The organism is Streptomyces sp. HUAS 15-9 (assembly GCF_025642155.1).
Classification (GTDB): domain Bacteria; phylum Actinomycetota; class Actinomycetes; order Streptomycetales; family Streptomycetaceae; genus Streptomyces.
Map to the genome: position 1 here is coordinate 2,489,214 of NZ_CP106798.1, position 18,255 is coordinate 2,507,468.

General features: G+C 70.3%; 19 protein-coding genes. 9 read left to right on the forward strand and 10 right to left on the reverse strand.

Features of this window, described 5'->3' with window-relative positions:
• Positions 1-49: 49 nt before the first annotated feature.
• Positions 50-1,405, forward strand: coding sequence for an NAD(P)/FAD-dependent oxidoreductase (locus N8I87_RS11405; protein ID WP_263207957.1), 1,356 nt, complete (start codon positions 50-52; stop codon positions 1,403-1,405).
• 6 nt (positions 1,406-1,411) lie between these two features.
• Here the strand turns inward: N8I87_RS11405 and N8I87_RS11410 are convergent, their stop codons facing one another.
• Positions 1,412-2,848: an NsdA family TPR-like regulatory protein gene (locus N8I87_RS11410; RefSeq protein ID WP_263207959.1), complete on the reverse strand. Its 1,437-nt coding sequence runs from the start codon at positions 2,846-2,848 to the stop codon at positions 1,412-1,414.
• A 239-nt stretch (positions 2,849-3,087) separates the two neighbouring features.
• Between N8I87_RS11410 and lipB the strand changes: the two genes are divergently transcribed.
• From lipB to N8I87_RS11430, 4 genes are all read left to right on the forward strand, one after another.
• Complete coding sequence (gene lipB / locus N8I87_RS11415; RefSeq protein WP_263207960.1) at positions 3,088-3,885, forward strand: lipoyl(octanoyl) transferase LipB; 798 nt, start codon at positions 3,088-3,090, stop codon at positions 3,883-3,885.
• Between the two features lie 134 nt (positions 3,886-4,019).
• Positions 4,020-4,985, forward strand: a complete 966-nt coding sequence (gene lipA, locus N8I87_RS11420; RefSeq protein WP_263207962.1) for a lipoyl synthase — start codon at positions 4,020-4,022, stop codon at positions 4,983-4,985.
• Between the two features lie 291 nt (positions 4,986-5,276).
• Positions 5,277-5,474, forward strand: coding sequence for an SCO2195 family GlnR-regulated protein (locus N8I87_RS11425; RefSeq protein ID WP_263207964.1), 198 nt, complete (start codon positions 5,277-5,279; stop codon positions 5,472-5,474).
• A 59-nt stretch (positions 5,475-5,533) separates the two neighbouring features.
• Positions 5,534-6,232, forward strand: a complete 699-nt coding sequence (locus N8I87_RS11430; RefSeq protein WP_263207967.1) for a DUF4191 domain-containing protein — start codon at positions 5,534-5,536, stop codon at positions 6,230-6,232.
• A 150-nt stretch (positions 6,233-6,382) separates the two neighbouring features.
• Here the strand turns inward: N8I87_RS11430 and N8I87_RS11435 are convergent, their stop codons facing one another.
• Positions 6,383-6,850 (reverse strand): RDD family protein, encoded by a 468-nt coding sequence (locus N8I87_RS11435; RefSeq protein WP_263207969.1) that lies wholly within the window; start codon positions 6,848-6,850, stop codon positions 6,383-6,385.
• A gap of 210 nt (positions 6,851-7,060) precedes the next feature.
• On the opposite strand from N8I87_RS11435, the gene glnA reads away from it, so the two are divergent.
• Positions 7,061-8,470, forward strand: coding sequence for a type I glutamate--ammonia ligase (gene glnA / locus N8I87_RS11440; protein WP_263207971.1), 1,410 nt, complete (start codon positions 7,061-7,063; stop codon positions 8,468-8,470).
• Positions 8,471-8,585: 115 nt separating this feature from the next.
• Here the strand turns inward: glnA and N8I87_RS11445 are convergent, their stop codons facing one another.
• Positions 8,586-8,849 carry a hypothetical protein gene (locus N8I87_RS11445; protein WP_263207973.1) on the reverse strand — a complete coding sequence of 88 codons (264 nt, stop codon included), beginning with the start codon at positions 8,847-8,849 and terminating at the stop codon, positions 8,586-8,588.
• Positions 8,850-9,084: 235 nt separating this feature from the next.
• On the opposite strand from N8I87_RS11445, the gene N8I87_RS11450 reads away from it, so the two are divergent.
• Entirely contained in the window at positions 9,085-9,342 is a 258-nt protein-coding gene (locus tag N8I87_RS11450) for an SCO2583/SCO2584 N-terminal domain-containing protein (RefSeq protein WP_263207975.1), read from the forward strand.
• 36 nt (positions 9,343-9,378) lie between these two features.
• Here the strand turns inward: N8I87_RS11450 and N8I87_RS43980 are convergent, their stop codons facing one another.
• The 7 genes from N8I87_RS43980 to N8I87_RS11490 form a co-directional block, all read right to left on the reverse strand.
• Positions 9,379-11,385 carry a methyltransferase domain-containing protein gene (locus N8I87_RS43980; RefSeq protein WP_317633455.1) on the reverse strand — a complete coding sequence of 669 codons (2,007 nt, stop codon included), beginning with the start codon at positions 11,383-11,385 and terminating at the stop codon, positions 9,379-9,381.
• Entirely contained in the window at positions 11,382-12,218 is an 837-nt protein-coding gene (locus N8I87_RS11465) for an iron-containing redox enzyme family protein (protein WP_263207977.1), read from the reverse strand. Before N8I87_RS11465 ends, N8I87_RS43980 begins: the two co-directional genes overlap by 4 nt.
• Complete coding sequence (locus tag N8I87_RS11470; RefSeq protein ID WP_263207979.1) at positions 12,215-13,267, reverse strand: dihydrodipicolinate synthase family protein; 1,053 nt, start codon at positions 13,265-13,267, stop codon at positions 12,215-12,217. The genes N8I87_RS11465 and N8I87_RS11470 overlap by 4 nt, the downstream gene beginning before the upstream one ends.
• Positions 13,268-13,329: 62 nt before the next feature.
• Positions 13,330-13,863 (reverse strand): DUF6190 family protein, encoded by a 534-nt coding sequence (locus N8I87_RS11475; protein WP_263207982.1) that lies wholly within the window; start codon positions 13,861-13,863, stop codon positions 13,330-13,332.
• The gene (locus tag N8I87_RS11480) at positions 13,853-15,040 is read right to left on the reverse strand and encodes an aminotransferase class I/II-fold pyridoxal phosphate-dependent enzyme (protein WP_263207984.1); all 1,188 of its coding nucleotides are present in this window, start codon (positions 15,038-15,040) and stop codon (positions 13,853-13,855) included. The genes N8I87_RS11475 and N8I87_RS11480 overlap by 11 nt, the downstream gene beginning before the upstream one ends.
• Before the next feature lie 620 nt (positions 15,041-15,660).
• On the reverse strand, positions 15,661-16,239 hold the full coding sequence (locus N8I87_RS11485; RefSeq protein WP_263207987.1) for a YceI family protein: 579 nt from the start codon (positions 16,237-16,239) through the stop codon (positions 15,661-15,663).
• Positions 16,240-16,291: 52 nt separating this feature from the next.
• Positions 16,292-16,618 carry a rhodanese-like domain-containing protein gene (locus N8I87_RS11490; RefSeq protein WP_263207989.1) on the reverse strand — a complete coding sequence of 109 codons (327 nt, stop codon included), beginning with the start codon at positions 16,616-16,618 and terminating at the stop codon, positions 16,292-16,294.
• A gap of 130 nt (positions 16,619-16,748) precedes the next feature.
• On the opposite strand from N8I87_RS11490, the gene N8I87_RS11495 reads away from it, so the two are divergent.
• Together N8I87_RS11495 and htpX are read left to right on the forward strand one after the other, a co-directional pair.
• A complete protein-coding gene (locus tag N8I87_RS11495; protein WP_263207992.1) occupies positions 16,749-17,204 on the forward strand; it encodes a MarR family winged helix-turn-helix transcriptional regulator in 456 nt (151 codons plus the stop codon).
• 132 nt (positions 17,205-17,336) lie between these two features.
• A complete protein-coding gene (gene htpX, locus N8I87_RS11500; RefSeq protein ID WP_263207994.1) occupies positions 17,337-18,254 on the forward strand; it encodes a zinc metalloprotease HtpX in 918 nt (305 codons plus the stop codon).
• Position 18,255: the final 1 nt, after the last annotated feature.

Here is an 18,255-nt window from a genome sequence, read left to right on the forward strand (position 1 = left end):
TTGGGGGCATCACGTCTCCACCGGCCGCGCAACATCGAGGAGGGGCCTCGTGCTTGAGCCCGTGTACCAGGCGGACGTCGTCATCGTGGGAGCCGGAATCGCCGGACTGTCGGCGGCTCATCGGCTGACCAGCGCGGGCGTCACGACCGCAGTCCTGGAGGCCGCCCCCTACGTGGGCGGCCGTATGTCGACGGAGAAGGTCGACGGCTTCCGGCTCGACCGGATCGGACAGCTCCTGTCCACCTCCTATCCCGAGCTACGTCTGACACCAGGGCTCGACGCCCTCGTTCTGCGCCCCTTCGCGCCGGGCGTCCTGCTGCACCACGACGGACGCCGGCACCGCGCGGGCGCTCCGGCGGGCGGAGGGAGCGCAAGGGGCGCACTCCACGCGGTGCGCGCCCTCGCGAGCGCTCCCAGGGGCGCGGTCGCGTCGCCCGCGCGCGCGGGCGCACCCATGGGCGGCGCCGTCGACCAGGCCCGGCTCGGGGTGGCGCTGGCCCGGATCGCCGCCACGCCCGTCGAGCGCATCCTGACCCGCCCCGAACTGCCCGCCGCACAGGCGCTCGCCGTCCGCGGGGTGCCCGCCCGCACGATCGACGGCTTCCTGCGCCCGCTGCTCGCCGCCCTGTTGTGCGACCCGGAGCTGAGGACGTCCAGCCGGTGCGCCGACCTCGCGCTGCGCGCCTTCGCGAGCGGACGGCTCAGCGTGCCCGAGGGCGGCGCCGAGGCGCTGCCCGAACTGCTCGCCCGCGCGCTGCCGCCCGGCACCGTGCACACGGGGGTGCGGGCCACCTCGGTCTCCACGACCTCGGTGACCACCGCCGAGCACGGCGAGATCCGCTGCCGTGCCGTGCTGCTGGCCACCGACGCGCGAGCCGCGGCCGAACTGCTGCCCGGTCTGCGGGTGCCGGACTTCCACCCGGTGACGGTGGTGCACCACACGACCGACGAACCCCTGGGCACCGGTGCCTCGTTGCTGCTCGACGCCGACCGCGGCGGTCCGGTCGCGCACACCGCGATGGTCAGCGCCGTCGACCCGAGCCGCGCGCCCGCGGGCCGGGCGCTCATCTCGTCGACCGTGCTGGGCACTCCCCCGGAGGGGGTCGACACGGCCGTACGGATGCACCTGTCCCGGCTGTACGGCACCTCGACCCGCCGCTGGGAGACCCTCGCCGTGCACCACACCGCCGAGGCGGTCCCGGCGATGCGCCCACCGCACGACCTGCGCCGCCCGGTACGGCTCCTGGCGGGCCTGTACGTGTGCGGCGACCACCGCGACACCAGCACCGTCCAGGGCGCCCTGCACTCGGCCCACCGGGCCGCGGCGGCGATCCTGGCGGACCTGGGCGCGGCGGGCTCACTGCACCGCGCGGACCCCCTGCCCGCGATGAAGCGCGCGGCCTAGCCGAGGTCACCCGAGCGCCGCCACCTTGTCCCGGTATCCCCGTACCGGTGCCGCGTCCTTGTAGGGCTCGAGGCGGCGCTCGAAGTCCTTGACGTACTCGATCGCCCGTACCGAGCGCATCTCCACCGCCTGCCCGGCCGCCTCCGCGCCCAGCAGGCAGGCCTGGTCGAGCTCGCCGAGACCGAGGCGGGCGGTGGCGAGGACGACACGGCAGAACAGGCGGCTACGGGCGAACGTCGGGGCGCGCAGCTGCAGGGAGCGCTCCGCGTGCTGCGCGGACGCGCGGAACTGCTGCAGATCGCGGTGGCAGTGCCCGAACTCGTCGGCGAGCTGCGCCTCGTCGAAGAACCGCGCCCAGTACGGCACTTCGTCGCCGGGCCGGGCGGCCTCCAGGGCGCGCTCGGCGCGGACCAGCGCGCCGGTGCAGGCCCGCACCTCGCCGAGCACGCCGTGCGCGCGGGCCTCCGCGGAGTGCAGCAGCGCCTGCACGACGGGCGGGGCGGTGGTCCCCACCCCCTGCTGCGCCACCCGCGCCAGCTGGACGGCCTCGCGGCCGTGCCCGAGGTAGACGGCCTGGCGGCTCATGGTGACCAGGACGTAGGAGCCGTACGTCCGGTCCCCGGCCGCCTGTGCCAGCCGCAGCGCCTGCACGAAGTAGCGCTGGGCGAGTCCGTGCGCGGCGATGTCGTACGACGTCCAGCCGGCGAGCCGGGTGAGATCGGCGGCCGCGGCGAACAGGCGGCGGCCCGTCTGCTCGCCGTAGGTGCCGCGCAGCATCGGCTCGCACTCGTGCTCCAGGTAGCGCACGAGGGCCTGGCGGGCGTGGCCACCGCCGTAGGCGTCGTCGAGGGTGCGGAAGAGCTCGCCGACCGAGCGCAGCGCGGCGATGTCGCCGCCGGTGACCTTCTGGCCGGGGCCGCGCTCGGCCTGGCCGCGCGGGCGCGGAACGACGGGCCGTCCCTGTGGGGGCACCTTGGGCAGCGGCTCGCCGCGGGCCACCCGGTCGTCGGCCCGGCCGATCAGCCAGTCCCGGCTGGGCACGACGAGCCCCGCCGGAGTGAAGGCGATCTTGCGGAGTTCGGCATGACTGCCGGAGTCCTTGCGCCACAGCCCGCTGACGATGTCGACGGCCTCCTCGGGGGTGGACGCGAACTCCAGCCCGGCGTACACCGGCGCACAGGCGTCCAGACCGAGATCCTGGGCCGTGAGCCGGCGCCCGAGGCGGCGCGTGAAGACCTCGGCGATGAGCGCGGGCGTGGTGCCCCGGGGCTGCTGTCCGCGCAGCCAGCGGGTCACGGATGTCTTGTCGTATCTGAGATCCAGCCCGTGTTCGAGGCCGAGCTGGTCGACGCGACGGGCCAGACCTGCGTTGGAGAATCCCGCTTCTGCGATGAGCGCGGCGAGCTGGCGATTGGGAGTGCGCTGCGCGGGTCGTTCCGTCATCTGCGGTGCGGTCTCCTGCCTTCCGGGCCTTCGAAGTGCCCGGATTGCCTGTGAGCAGCCCTTATGGCCTCATGAACGGCGCGAATGTAGCGGAGAGTGAGCAGTCCGTCGCACACTTTGCAGTTCATTCATCCGATCGTGTGAGGATTGCCCCCTGGGCTGACGTGAGCGGACCGGTCGTACAGTGGCTTGGGCGCATTACATGCCTGACACACCCGTCGCCGAGGGAGGCGCTTGCCGTGAGTGAGTTGCGGTTCGTCCGCATGGGGTTCGGCGCACAGGCCGTCGAGTACCAGGAGGCCTGGGACGAGCAGCGCCGGGTGCACGCGGCGCGGTTCGCCGACGAGGTGCCCGACACCGTCCTGCTGCTCGAACACCCGCCGGTCTACACGGCGGGCCGCCGCACCGAGGACAGCGAGCGGCCGCTCGACGGCACCCCGGTCATCGACGTGGACCGCGGCGGCAAGATCACCTGGCACGGCCCCGGCCAGCTCGTCGGCTACCCGATCCAGAAGCTCCCCCGCCCGGTGGACGTGGTCGCGCACGTACGGCGCCTCGAGGAGGCGCTGATCCGCACCTGCGCGGAGCTGGACGTCGAGGCCGCCCGGGTCGAGGGCCGCAGCGGCGTGTGGGTGCTCGGTGACCCCGTCGAGCAGCGGCCGGCCCTCGGCGGACTCTCGCTGGACTTCGACCCGCGGCTGAACGACGAGGAGTTCGACCCCCGGCTGAACGGCCCGGAGTACGCCCCCTCCAACGCCGGCCAGCGACGCGAGGACCGCAAGATCGCCGCGATCGGCATCCGCGTCGCCAAGGGCGTCACGATGCACGGCTTCTCCTTCAACGTCAACCCGGACAACGCCTGGTTCGACCGGATCATCCCGTGCGGCATCCGGGACGCGGGGGTCACCTCCCTCGCCAACGAACTGGGCCGCGAGATCACGGTCGAGGAGATCCTGCCGACGGTCGAGCGGCATCTGAAGGACATCCTCGAGAACGCCGACCTCAAGCCGCGCGTGATCGAGAAGGCGTCCGTCTGACCTCCGTCCGACCTCGGGAATGGACCCCGTCGAGGTGAGGTTGGCCTCACGGGAAAGTCCCAACAACCACGGGCGTACGCTGGTGTACGCCGAAGAATCGAAGACTACTCAAAGCAATCAGCAGGGAGCCGGTCGTGTCCGCAGTCTCACCCGACGGACGCAAGTTGCTGCGCCTGGAGGCCCGCAACAGCGAGACCCCCATCGAGCGCAAGCCCGAGTGGATCAAGACGCGGGCGAAAATGGGTCCCGCGTACACGGAGATGCAGAAGCTCGTGAAGAGCGAGGGTCTGCACACGGTCTGCCAGGAAGCCGGCTGCCCGAACATCTACGAATGCTGGGAGGACCGCGAGGCGACCTTCCTCATCGGCGGCGACCAGTGCACCCGGCGCTGCGACTTCTGCCAGATCGACACCGGCAGGCCCAAGGCCCTCGACCGTGACGAGCCGCGCCGCGTCGGCGAGTCCGTGGTCACCATGGACCTGAACTACGCCACCGTCACCGGCGTCGCCCGCGACGACCTGGCGGACGGCGGCGCCTGGCTGTACGCCGAGACCGTGCGCCAGATCCACCGGCAGACCGCGGAGCGCGCGGCCGGGCGGACCAAGGTCGAGCTCCTCGCCCCCGACTTCAACGCCGTCCCGGAGCACCTCGAAGAGGTCTTCTCCACCCGGCCCGAGGTCTTCGCGCACAACCTCGAGACGGTTCCCCGGATCTTCAAGCGGATCCGCCCCGGCTTCCGCTACGACCGCTCCCTGAAGGTCCTCACCGACGCCCGCGACTACGGCCTCGTCACCAAGTCGAACCTCATCCTCGGCATGGGCGAGACCCGCGAGGAGATCAGCGACGCGCTGAAGCAGTTGCACGACGCCGGGTGCGAGCTGATCACCATCACGCAGTATCTGCGCCCGTCCGTGCGTCACCACCCGGTGGACCGCTGGGTCAAGCCGCAGGAGTTCGTGGAGCTGAAGGAGGAGGCCGAGCAGATCGGCTTCTCCGGTGTGATGTCCGGCCCGCTGGTCCGGTCCTCGTACCGCGCCGGGCGCCTGTACCAGATGGCCATCGAGAAGCGGGGCACGTACACCGCCGCCCAGGCCGTCTGACAGCTCCCCGGGCCGTCTGACAGATCGTCATCGTCGTTGCTCCGTACGAGTGCGGGACAACCGTGTGAATTCTCGCACAAGAACTTACTGGTCAGTAGAGACCGAGAACGCGCGGTCCTGACAGTCCTCGCAGATGAGGGCGTCGTCAGGGCCGCGTATTCACTCCACCCCCACCCCATCAAGGCTTCATTGGCGTTTGACCGGTCAGTCACACCCTGGTAACACCAATCAGTGACCCTGGTATCACGCCACGTACACCCGTACCCGACGCCGTCGAGGGGGACCTCCACCATGCAGGCCGCGCCCGTTCGCGCCACCGCCATCCCGACCTTCACCGACGCACTCCGTGCCGTCGAGTCCCTGCTCATGAGCGGCGGCCAGCGCACCGCCCGCCGCAATGCCTGGACCTCGGTCCTGGAGGACCGCCGTCGTGCCAAGGACCGGGTCGAGGCGCAGCGCGTCCTGGAGCAGGCGGCCACCCGCCCCTGACGCCCCCTCCGCGGGCACTGCCGTCGTGGGCACTCCCGGGGCCACGTAGACTTCGTGGCATGGCGAGGAAGGAAACCGCAGCGAACGCTGCGAACCCAGGGCGACTGAAGCAGATCGCCCTTACGTACAAGATGACCCGGAAGGCCGACAAAAAGATCGGTCTTGTGCTCGCGGCTGTCGGCATCGGCACCTTCGGTGTCTTCCTCGCGATCGGCTTCTTGATCGGCCACCCCATCTATCTGGGCATCCTGGGCCTGCTGTTCGCGTTCCTCCTGGCGGCGATCGTTTTCGGCCGCCGGGCCGAGCGGGCCGCGTTCGGGCAGATGGAGGGCCAGCCGGGCGCCGCCGCGGCCGTGCTCGACAACATCGGCCGGGGCTGGACGACGACCCCCGCGGTCGCGATGAACCGCAGCCAGGACGTGGTGCACCGCGCGGTCGGCAAGGCCGGCATCGTGCTGGTCGCCGAGGGCAACCCGAACCGGGTGAAGAGCCTGCTCGCCGCGGAGAAGAAGAAGATGGCCCGCATCGTGTCGGACGTCCCGGTGCACGACGTGATCGTCGGCACGGGCGAGGGCCAGGTCGAGCTGAAGAAGCTGCGCACGACCATGCTGAAGTACCCGCGCGTCCTGTCCGGCCCGCAGGTCACCACCACCAACGACCGGCTGCGCGCCATGGGCGACCTGATGAGCAACATGCCGCTGCCGAAGGGCCCGATGCCCAAGGGCATGCGGATGCCCAAGGGCGGCAAGGCCCGCTGACTCCCCCAGAGGTACGACACCCCTCAGAGGTACGACGAAGGGGGCGCCCGGAATCACCGGGCGCCCCCTTCGTCGTACGACCGCTGGAAAGTCGTCCCACGGCCGCTGGAAAGCCGCTGGACGCGGACCTCGACCGTCGGATGAGGACCGCTAGATGCGGACCTCGACCGTTCCGGCCAGCCGGTCGTGCAGACCGCGGCCGTCGCGGTCCCAGACGAGCGCCGGGATGGCGAGGAAGAACAAGGCCGTGCGCAGCAGCGCGCGCAGCGGGTTCACCCGGCGGGTCTCCAGCGCGACGACCCGCAGCCCGAACAGCCGCTTGCCCGGCGTGGAGCCGACCGTGCCGAGGGTGAGGACCAGCAGCACGAGAAGGATGAGCGGCGCCCAGACCTGCGCCGCCTGGTGATAGCTGTCGGCGATCAAGCCGTATGCGATCAGGAGACACAGGCCCCAGTCCACGGCCAGCGCCCCCAGCCGGCGTCCCGGGCGCGCGATCGAACCCGGACCCTCCTCGGGCAGACCGAGCTGTTCGCCGCGGTATCCGAAATCGGCACCGGCTTCTTCCATGGCCGCGCGCGGCCCGGAAAGCCACGATCCCATTGCTTGCCTGTTGTCCACCCGCCCACGGTACTGCCCGCCCGGACGCCCGGGGCACGGCGGGGTGTGTCGGCGCTACCGTGGAACCGAAGCCGGTTAACTTCTGCGAAACAAATGGGTCACGCCCGAGAAATCACCCGTCCCTAGGGTCGGGGACAGCGTGTGCCACCGCACTGGCCGCACGAACGAACTACCACCCCGGCGAGGACGGTCGGGAGTAGGAGGAGCTGGATGTTCCAGAACGCCGACGAGGCCAAGAAGTTCATCGCGGACGAGGACGTCAAGTTCGTCGACGTCCGCTTCTGCGACCTGCCGGGCGTCATGCAGCACTTCACCGTGCCCGTCGAGGCGTTCGACCCGGACGAGGAGCTCGCCTTCGACGGATCCTCGATCCGTGGCTTCCAGGCCATTCACGAGTCCGACATGGCGCTGCGCGCGGACCTGTCGACCGCCCGGGTCGACCCGTTCCGCCGTGACAAGACCCTCAACATCAACTTCTTCATCCACGACCCGATCACGGGCGAGCAGTACTCCCGTGACCCGCGCAACGTGGCGAAGAAGGCCGAGGCCTACCTCGCCTCCACCGGTATCGCCGACACCGCGTACTTCGGTCCCGAGGCCGAGTTCTACGTCTTCGACTCCGTCCGCTTCGCGACCAGCGCGAACGAGTCCTTCTACCACGTCGACTCCGAGGCCGGCGCCTGGAACACCGGTGCCCTCCAGGACAACCGTGGTTACAAGGTCCGCTACAAGGGCGGCTACTTCCCGGTCCCGCCGGTCGACCACTTCGCCGACCTGCGCGCCGAGATCTCCCTGGAGCTGGAGCGCAACGGCCTGAAGGTCGAGCGCCAGCACCACGAGGTGGGCACCGCCGGCCAGGCCGAGATCAACTACAAGTTCAACACGCTGCTCGCGGCCGCCGACGACCTCCAGCTCTTCAAGTACATCGTGAAGAACGTCGCCTGGCGCAACGGCAAGACGGCGACCTTCATGCCGAAGCCGATCTTCGGTGACAACGGCTCGGGCATGCACGTGCACCAGTCGCTGTGGAGCAACGGCGACCCGCTGTTCTACGACGAGGCCGGTTACGCGGGCCTGTCGGACACCGCCCGCTACTACATCGGCGGCATCCTCAAGCACGCCCCGTCGCTGCTGGCCTTCACCAACCCGACGGTGAACTCCTACCACCGTCTGGTCCCGGGCTTCGAGGCGCCGATCAACCTGGTGTACTCGCAGCGCAACCGCTCCGCCGCGATGCGTATCCCGATCACGGGCTCCAACCCGAAGGCCAAGCGCGTCGAGTTCCGCGCGCCCGACTCCTCCGGCAACCCGTACCTCGCCTTCTCGGCCCTGCTCCTCGCGGGCCTCGACGGCATCAAGAACAAGATCGAGCCGGCCGAGCCGATCGACAAGGACCTCTACGAGCTGGCTCCCGAGGAGCACGCGAACGTCGCGCAGGTTCCGACCTCGCTCCCGGCCGTTCTCGACTCGCTCGAGCGCGACCACGAGTTCCTGCTCGCCGGTGACGTCTTCACGTCCGACCTGATCGAGACGTGGATCGACTTCAAGCGCGCGAACGAGATCGCTCCGCTGCAGCTGCGTCCGCACCCGCACGAGTTCGAGCTCTACTTCGACGTGTAAAGACGCCTGTCCGTAAGGCACCCGAGTAAGTGGCTGAGGGCCGTCACCCGCATCACTGCAGGTGGCGGCCCTCAGTCGTGCGCTGGGGTGCTTTTTCTCTGTCACACCGCCTTCGTCAACCGACCAGGATCACTACGACGCCGCCGGTGTTGAAGCCGTTGTTGAAGCCAAAGCCGTTGTTGAAGCCGAAGCCACCGAAGTTGCCGAAGCCGAAGCCACAGTTGTTCCACCAGCCGCCGTGGAAGCAGCCGCGGTTGGTCGTGACCTGGGTCGGGGTGGCGGCCGAGGCCGTTCCCGCTGTGGCGATGGTGGTGCCGCCGGCCAGCAGCACCCCGACGGCGGACGCCGCCACGAGACGCCTAGCACGCTGAGCTTTCATGGACGTACCTTCCTTCCACCCCTCGTGCGGTATGCGAAGCACGAATCGGACGGATGGCCGCGGCCTCAGAGCTGAGAGTTCGGCGCGGTCGTAGGTCTGGCACTTCAGATGCTAGTGGTCCGCCGTCCACTCGGCATCCTGGGCAACCTTCCGCGCTTCCCAGGCTTCCTACTCTCGGGGGATCATCCTCCTTGGTTCTGTCGGACGAGAGAGGGACGAGAGAGGTTGAACGGGGATGACTGAACAGGACGACTGGGAGCGGGAGTTCGATCACCGCTGGGCGAATTCCGCCGAGCACAAGGAGCCCTCCGCCCGCGCCCGGATGCTCGCCGCCCGCTGGAAGGAGAACCCCCCGGACCCGGCACCGTTCCGCGCCGACCCGGACCCGGTGGGACCCCGCCGCTCGTCATGGGTGTCCACGGCGATAGTCCTCGGCTGCGTCGGCGCGGTGATAGGCCTGCTCGGGTACGCACAGATGCGGGCTCCGTACTAGATCCGTAACCGGACCGGTGCCATCGGACACTCTGTGTCACGTCGTCGCCGGGAGCAGGGACGCCGCGTGGGTGAGGAGCTCCTCGTAGATCTCGGGGCGGTCCTTGTCGATCACCGGGTAGCCGGCCCCGAAATCGCCGCCCAGCCAGTGGGCCTCGATTCCGGGGTTGGCGCTGTTCGTGCCGTCGTGCAGGAAGATGTGCGGGCTGCAGTTGACACGGTCGTCGCGGGCCGCGTCGTACTGGGCCATCACGGCCGCGCGGGACGACCCGGTGTCCAGGGCCGCGGCCAGCCGGCCGACGTCGACGGTGCCCGTCCGCTCGGCGATGTCGAGGATGACGTGGCGCAGCGAGATGCACCGGCCCTCGGCCCAGAAGGCGCGGCGCAGGGCTCGGTCGAGGCGTTCGCTCGCCTCCCAGCTCTGTGCCTTGGCCGCCTGCACCGCCTCGTGCGCGGGGAGCATGGTGACCGGGTAAGTCCAGTCGGGGCCCTGCCACAGGCGCCAGCCGGCGTCCGGTTCCACCGCGCCGAGCACCGAGATCTCGGAGTCGACGCCGGGCCGGGCGTTGACCTCGCGGTTGAACAGCTCCAGCGGGAAGGCCCGGAAGTCGAACCGGATGCGTCCCGCCAGGCCCAGCCGGTGCCGGGTCTCGTGCAGCCGGTGCACCGCGACATGGGCGAACGAGCAGTTAAGGTCGGTGAAGACGGCGATGGTGTCGGCGGTCGCGGGCAGCCGCGGGTCGTCGCTCATGAGGTCTCCCCAGGCCGGGTGCGCTGGTCGAAGCGGGCGATGGTGACGTCGCCGGAGACGACACCGCCCCGCCACCGGTAGACCTGCCCGAAGGAGTCCTCCCCCGTCGGTACGCCCCGGCTGAAGGTGACGGCGATACGGTCGCCGCGCCGTACCGCGACCGGCTCGGCGACCGGCAGGTAGGCGTGCTTCCAGCTGTCGGAGGTCGTACGGGCCCCCGGGGTCGTCCGCGCCGATGTCGTCGCCGGAGATGTCCAGGGCGACGGTGTCGGACAGGTCGGCGACGAAGTAGCCCTGGAAGCCGGTGAACACGCCGTCGCGCTGGACGATGTGGACGAGCGGCACGCTGTACTCGGCCGGGTGCCCGCCGCCGTCCCGGAAGTCGTAGCGGCGCAGCAGCCGGGGTGCGGCGAGCCGGGCGGCGGCCGGGACGACCGTGTCGTAGTAGAGGTCGAACGGGTTGCGCGCGCCCCGGCGGCGCAGCAGTTCGGCGAAGCCCGCGCGGCTGTCGGCGTCCTGGGGCGCGCCGTCGCGCAGCTGGGCGTGGGCCTGTTCGGCGGCCACGGGGACGAGATAGCTCTCGACCGCGCGCGGCAGCATGGCCCCGCCGGGACGCAGGAAGCGCCGGCGGGCGTCGTCGAGGATGGCGGCGCAGTTCTCGTTGTCGGCGAGGTTGCCCATGATCTCGGAGACGACGAGGTCGACGGGTTCGGGCAGCTCCAGGTCGAAGGAGATGCCGGACAGCGGGTGGAAGCGGTCGCCGAATCCGGCGGCGGCGAGCCGGTCGGCCGCGGTGACGAGGATCTTCTCGTTGAGGTCGATGCCGTAGACCCGGGCGGCGCCGGCCTCCAGCGCCCAGCGGGCCAGGATGCCGGTGCCGGTGCCGAGGTCGAGCACGGTCGCGCCGGGTCGTACCGCCTCGGTGATCGCGGTGCGGTACGCGGTCATGCGCAGCCGGTCGCCGAGCATCAGGTCGTGGAAGCCGTCGTCCCAGTCCAGGAGCCGCTCGGAGGCCGGCAGCCACACCTGCTCGGGCCGGTAGCTCTGGCCGAGGACACCGGTCCGGTGGACGGTGAGCGACGTCTCGGCGGGGCCGGTCACCGGACATCCGGAGGCCAGGTCGAAGCTGCTGCGGTGCAGGGGGCAGGTGATGCGCAGGGTGCGTGGGTTGACGTACCCGTGGACGAGGCGGCCCAGCCGGTGCGGGCACGCCGCGTCGATCTCGAACTCGCGGCCCGCGACCGTGACCAGGACCCGGTCGCCGGGGAGTTCTTCGAGCACCGCGTCGCTCATACCGCCTCCCGGGCCCGGGTCACAGCCGCGTCGAAGGCGCCGCCGATCAGCTCGGACAGCAGCTGGGCGCCGATCCACAGCCGGGTGGGATCGATGCCGCCGGCCGCTTCGCACTCCTTGATCGCCAGCTGCATCTCCCGCATGTGGAAGGTGTCGATGTGCAGATGCTCGGTGTAGTAGCGGCCGTTCACGATGCCGAGGCGTTCGCAGGCGCGGGCCTGGACGGTGAAGGCGTCGGGGATGCTGGCCTCCAGGTAGGCGAGGGCGCCGAGGAAGCAGTCGATGTCCTCCGCGCGCTGGGTGAGCCAGTAGAAGACGTTGAGGAACTGGTAGGTCTCATCGCCGGTGGTGTCGAGGTGGCTCTCCAGGTCCTGGGGCAGGCCGAGTTCGGCGAGCAGGTCGAGATAGAGCTGGGAGTGGGCCTGGCGCTGGTTGCCGCAGCCGAACTCGTCGATGAGGACGCGCATCACGGCCATCTGGGCGCGCAGTGGCAGCCGGGGTATCGCGGGGAAGAAGTTCTGTGCCTCGGTGAGTCCGTCGAGCGCGAACTCCCGGACGACGTGGGTGAATTCCTCGCGGGTGGCCTTCTCGGCGAGATAGCTGCCGGCCGGGCTGCCCGCGCGCTCGCGTGTCAGCAGTTCGTCGAGTCGTATGAGCCACTCGGCGCGGGTGGCGAGAGGTTCGGTGCGCTCGGTGAGGCGGGCCAGCAGCGGGCCGATCCACTCGGCCTCGAGCTCCTCGATGCGCGCGACCGTCCCGGCCGTGGGCCGGGCGCGGTTGAGCAGGAACAGCCGCTTGTGCGGGCTGTCGGTGGGGTGTGCGGTGACGTTCACCGCGGGACCTCCTTGTCCATGGGCTCCGGGACCTCCCGGGCGGTTTCCAGGACTCCGCGTCGGTGCAGTTCGGTCTTGAGGGTCAGGTACCAGTCGTCGCGGTCGAGGCCGTACCGGGCGCACGCCTCGGTGAGCCGGGCGGCGTCCGCGGCGGCCGGCTCGCCGAGCAGGGCCCGGCACAGCCCGGGTTCGACGTTGCCGAGGGCGACGACGCAGCCGCCCAGGGCCTGTTGCGAGGGTCCCGTCGTCCGCCCGGAGGGCGGGCCCTGCGGCGTCATGGGGGTCCCCCCTGCTCGAGCGCAGTCGAGAGCTTGGGGGAGCGTGCTCTCGGCGTGCCGGGTGCAGGCCCTCGTACTGGATGTACTTGGGTCTGTGCCCGGTGCGGCGAGTGGGGGTCCCCCCTGCTCGAAGAGCTTGGGGGAGCGTGCCGGGCGTCGACGGGCAGGCGGGACTCTCGCAACAGGCCCTGGCGACCCGCACTCCAGGAGCAGGTGTTCCAGCCCCTGGAGTACGGGCACGCCGGGGTGGGCCGCGATCAGTTCCCGGGTGGCGCGGGGGTCGCCCGCCGAGTCCTTGACCGCGGCGATGCCGGGCAGTGCGCAGATCCGCAGCAGGGTGTCCCGGTCGAGTGAGTTTCCCGAGGCCCAGGACTCGTGGTAGACGATCACGGGCAGGCCACTGGCCCGGGTGAGGTCCGTGAAGTGGCGGACCATGTCCTCCTGGCGCACTCCGGGCCCGTACGGCGTGGTCGCCACGACCGCGGCGGCGCCGAGTTCCTCGGCGGCGCGGGCGCGGGCGGCGACCTCGGCCGTGGTGGGCCGCAGGATGCCCGCGAACACCGGCAGCCCGTCGGCGTGCCGGACGGTCGCCGCGACCATCGTCCGCCACTGGCGGTCCGTCAGCCGGGTGCCCTCACCGGTGCTGAGCGCCGGAAGCAGGGCGTCGGCGTGCGGCCGCAGCGTCGCGACCAGTCGGGCCACCCCGTCCTCGGACACATCCCCCGTGTCCGTGACGGGGGTGACCAGTGCGACCGTCAGTCCCCCGATCACCGTGCGGTCTCCTCTCGACATCTCGCCGGGCCCCTGCGACGGGGCCCGGGACGGGCCGACGCTCACAGGACGCCGGCCGGGACGCGCAGCACGAGCGACTGGCGGTAGAGCGCTTCGAGCGGTTCGGGGAAGACGGGTTCCGGCCCGTCGACCGGTGCGGGCGCCCGCACCGCGAGCCCCGTGTGGTGCGGCAGCCGGGGGCTCGCGCTGTGCAGCAGCCCCTTGCGGTTGCCGACCATGCCGAGCAGCAGCCGTTCATGTGCCGGGAGCCGCTGCAAAATCCCCTCGCCGTCCAGCGCCCACCGCAGGTCGGCCTCGTCGTAGCCGAGGCGGCGGATGTCCATGAGGGTGTGCAGGTTGTCCATGAACGGGTAGTAGGCGTCCTGGAGTTCACGGCCGTAGCCCCAGATGACGTCGTCGCAGCGGCCGACCTGCTCCAGGCTCATCACCAGCGTGCGGTCCAGACGGGCGGCGAAGAACGCCTTGCAGGCGATCCGCAGGGTGTCGTCGGCGCTGTTCATGCCGAGGAACAGGGCGGCGTCGGCGTATTCGTCCGCGGATCCGGCATGCTCGCCGGCGGGCGGCTCAGCCGGCATGACGGTCGAGCACCTCGCGCATCCGCACCATCGCGTCGGCGAACGTGCGCGGTTCACGGGCCAGGGCGAAGCGGACATAGGACTCGCCCTTGTCGGGCTGGCTCCAGAAGAAGTAGCGGCCGGGCAGGACGTAGACCTCGGCTGCGCCCAGGACGCGCTGCAGCTCGGTGGCGGTCAGCTCGGGGTGGTTGATGCGGGCCCAGGCGACGCTGACGTCGGCGACCGGGTTCTGGAGTTCGAGGACGGTGCCGTCGAGGGCCTTGCCGATGGCGTCCCGGTTGACGCCGAGCACCTCGCGGACCGAGCCGAGCTGGTCGGCGCGGGAGTCCTCGACGTACTGCGTGAGCATGTTGAGGACGAACGGCGAGACGTTGAGCAGGACGCTGGTGTGCAGGTTGTACACGTCCTCGTGGATGTCGTCGCTGGGCGTGATCATGGCCGCCTTGGCGTCCTGCACCGGCCAGGTCTTGCCGGTGTCCTCGATGGCCAGGTAGGACACGCCGGAGCTCTCCAGCAGTTCGTAGACGTCGAACCGCTCCAGTTCGGAGCCGAACAGGGTGAAGGAGGCGAAGCAGAAGTCGAAGATCAGCAGCTTGTTGTGGTCCTTGCAGAACCGTACGACCTCCTCGAAGCCCCGGCGCCCGTACTGCAGCAGTGTGAAGCCCGTGGGGTTGTTGGGGTCGACCAGGAACAGCGCGTCGGTGCGCACCCGGCGCTTGAGCTCGGCGTATATACGGTCGGGGTCGTGCAGCGCGGCCTCGTCGATCGGGTAGAGCGGTACGCCCATGTTGTCGAGGACGTCGTAGAGGTTGTCGAAGCAGGGCTCGACGAGGGTCACCGACATCCGCTGCTGCTTGAGGTACATGCCGGCGACCATGGTGGAGATGGACGCGGCGTAGGAGAGCATCGTCTTCCTGCGTGCCAGCGCGGTCCGCTGGCCGTGGAGGCGGAAGAACGACTCGATGAACCGCTGTTCGTAGGTGGCCTGCAGCCCGTTCTCCGCCTCGTACCACAGCTCGGGCAGCCGGGAGACGATGTCCTGCTGGGTGGCGGACTGGCGCTGGTGGGTGTGGGCGTCGGCCAGGTTGAAGCGGGTGCGCAGGGCCTGGATCTCGTGCTGGGTCAGATCGGTGAACTGCCGGTTGTCGGAACCGACCAGGGTGCTGTGCGGGTTCACGCTTCCTCCGGGTCATGTGCGGGAACAACCTTGTGGAGACAGACGTGCTGAACCGCTTCGGACCGCTCTTCCGGGTCCGGGCGGCGATGACCTCACCGGCCGCGGACATACGTGCCCGTGCCGCGGCGGCAGCGGTGGTGCGAGGTGGCGGCGACTGCCGGGTACGAAGCGCCCGGCGGCTCGCGGGGGCGGCCTCTCAGCGGGTGAAAGGTGCCTACTTCCCGGCCGAGAAGCCCGGATCGACGTGCGCGGAATCTCTGATCCCTGCCATGTGTCCCCCGTCCGTTCCCCCGTGTGCGGACTCCGGTCCGCATCCGTACGATTACACAGCCGTTCTCGAACGGACAAGTGAAACAGGCCAGTTGTGAACTTCTCTTTCCCTGCCTGTCACTGCCGCGTCCGGCGACCGGAGCCGACTGTACGTTCACCGCTCCGAAACCTGTCAAGTTCCCAGGTCAGAGCGGGAGTTGGGGTTCTGAGGGCATGCCTGACGGCGGGCCCGGCACGGTGCCGAACCCGCATGGCGAAGGGCGGCCCGGGTCAAATGCCGGGCCGCCGCAGGACATGACAACCAGCCATGTGGAGGGTGGGGATCGATCACCCTCCGGGCGGCCGGTGGCTCAGGCCTCCCGCACCGCCTCGATCTCCAGCGAGAGCTCGATCTCCTTGGAGACGAGGATGCCGCCGGTCTCCAGGGCCATGTTCCAGGTCAGTCCCCAGTCCTCCCGGTTGATCTTCCCGCGGGCGGAGAACACCGTCCGGTCGCCGCCCCACGGGTCGCGGGCGTAGCCCAGGTAGTCGACGTCGAGCGAGACCGGGTGGGTCACTCCCTTGATCGTCAGATTGCCGTCGAGCCTGCCGCTCTTGCCGTCCCAGGTCACGGAGGTGGACTCGAAGACGGACTGCGGGTGCTTCTCCGCGTCGAAGAAGTCACCCGACCGCAGATGGTCGTCGCGGGTCTGGTCCCCGCTCTCGACGCTGGCCATGTCGATCACCGCGGTCACCCTGCTGTCCTCGGGCCGCTCGCCGATGCGGACGGTGGCGTCCACACCGGTGAACCGGCCGCGCACCTTGGTCAGCATGAAGTGGCGTCCCATGAAGCCGACTTCGGCGTGTCCAGGGTCGACCTTCCAGGTGCCGGCCGCCGGGAGTTCCACACCGTCGACCAGGCGGGTCGGTGTCGTTGCGCTTTCGGTCATCGGTCGTACCCTCTTCCCTCTTCCGACTTCCTCGTCACTGGCCGGCTCGGTGTCAGGCGGACTCGGTCGGCAGCCCGGCGCCGATCCAGTCCTCCTTGCCGTCCTTGTACGTGTAGACCCGCTCGTAGCCGAGCTCGATGAGCCGCTTGGCGGCGATCCCCGAGTTCGGGCAGGTGGTGCCCGTGCAGTAGACGATCACCTCGGCCTGCTTGTCGGGCAGCAGCCCGGGCGCGAGGGTGTCCACCTCGTCGAGCGGCAGATTGCGGGCGCCCGGCAGGTGGGCCTCCTTGTAGTACGACTCCGGCAGGGCCTCCAGGACCGTCACCGCGCCGGCGTCGATCTTCTGCTTGACCTCGTCACGGGTCAGGTTCTGCGCCATGTGGCACCTCCGATGAAGACTCGCACTCCGTGCGCACCCACGTGGCCGTACCCCGGCCCCCATTTCCGTGCGTGCGCACACACCATAACCAGTGTGTGCGCACGCACGCAACGGCGGGTAGAATCGACCGATGGCTGACCGGGACTACGGACTAGAGGCATGGCGGGCGATGCTGCTCGCCCACAACGCCGCCCTGCGCGCGATCGAGAGCGACGTCCAGCGCGACGGCCGCGTCCCCCTCACGTGGTACGACGTACTGCTCGAGCTCAAGGCCGCCGGCGAGGAGGGCCTGCGCATGCAGGAAGTCGCCAACCGCGTCGTCCTCAGCCGCACCCGGGTCAGCCGCCTGGTCGACGACATGGTGCGCGCCGGGCTGGTGCGCAAGATGCCCGATCCGCACGACCGCCGGGTGTCCTGGGCGGCCATCACCGACGAGGGCGCCGCCGCGCTGCGTGCCACCGCGCCGGTGTACCTGCGCAGCATCCACCGCCACTTCTCGGCGCACCTGACCGACGACGACGCCCAGGTCGTCGCCCAGGCGCTGCACAAGGTCGCGCAGCGGGACGACGGCGTGGAGTGCGTCTGACCCGGTCGCCGGCGCACACCCGCGCCCACCGGGAATCTTTGCCGGTATCAGGGCCGATCGGGACCTGTTCATGGCGGTCGGCAGGTGCACACTGGACAGCGGGACGAGTGCCTGACTGCGGGGTGATGCAAGATGCAGAGCCGCTTCCGGAGCGATCGGCGGTTGACCGCGCGCATGGGGGTCACGCTGTTCCTGCTCGGGTTGTTGTACGTGGGGTTCGTCGCCGCGTTGATCGTGCTGCTGAAGTCCTGGGTGCTGGTCGTGGTGGTCGCGGCGGGGATGCTCGTCGCGCAGTACTGGTTCTCCGACCGGGTCGCGCTGTACGCGATGCACGGCCGGGTCGTGGAGCGGGAGGAGTACCCCGATCTGCACGGGGTGGTCGACCGGCTGTGCGCCCAGGCGGACATGCCCAAGCCGGTGGTCGCCGTGTCGGGCATGGATCTGCCGAACGCGTTCGCGACCGGACGGAACCCGGACCATGCCGTCGTCTGTGTGACGACGGGTCTGCTGCGCCGGCTGGAGCCCGCCGAGCTGGAGGGCGTGCTGGCGCACGAGCTGTCGCACGTCGCGCACAAGGACGTCGCCGTGATCACGGTCGCGTCCTTCCTGGGCGTACTGGCGGGCCTGATCGTCCGGTTCGCCTTCTACTCGTCGCTGTTCCGCGGCCGCAGGGACCAGAACACCGTCGCCGTCCTCGGGATCGTGATGGGCGTCTCGATGGTCGTGTACGCGATCAGCTTCCTGCTGATCCGGGCCCTGTCCCGGTACCGGGAGCTGGCGGCGGACCGGGCGGCCGCCCATCTCACCGGACGCCCCTCGGCGCTGGCCTCCGCGCTCACCAAGGTCTCCGGCGACATCGCCCGCATCCCCACCGAGGACCTGCGCACGGCCCAGGCCTTCAACGCCTTCTTCTTCACCCCGGCGCTGGGCGCGGAGCCCGGTCTGGCGAAGCTCTTCTCGACCCACCCCAGCCTGGAGCAGCGGCTGGAGCAACTGGGGCGGATCTCCGCCGAACTGGGTGAGGCGGCGACACCGGGGAAGGCGGGCTGAG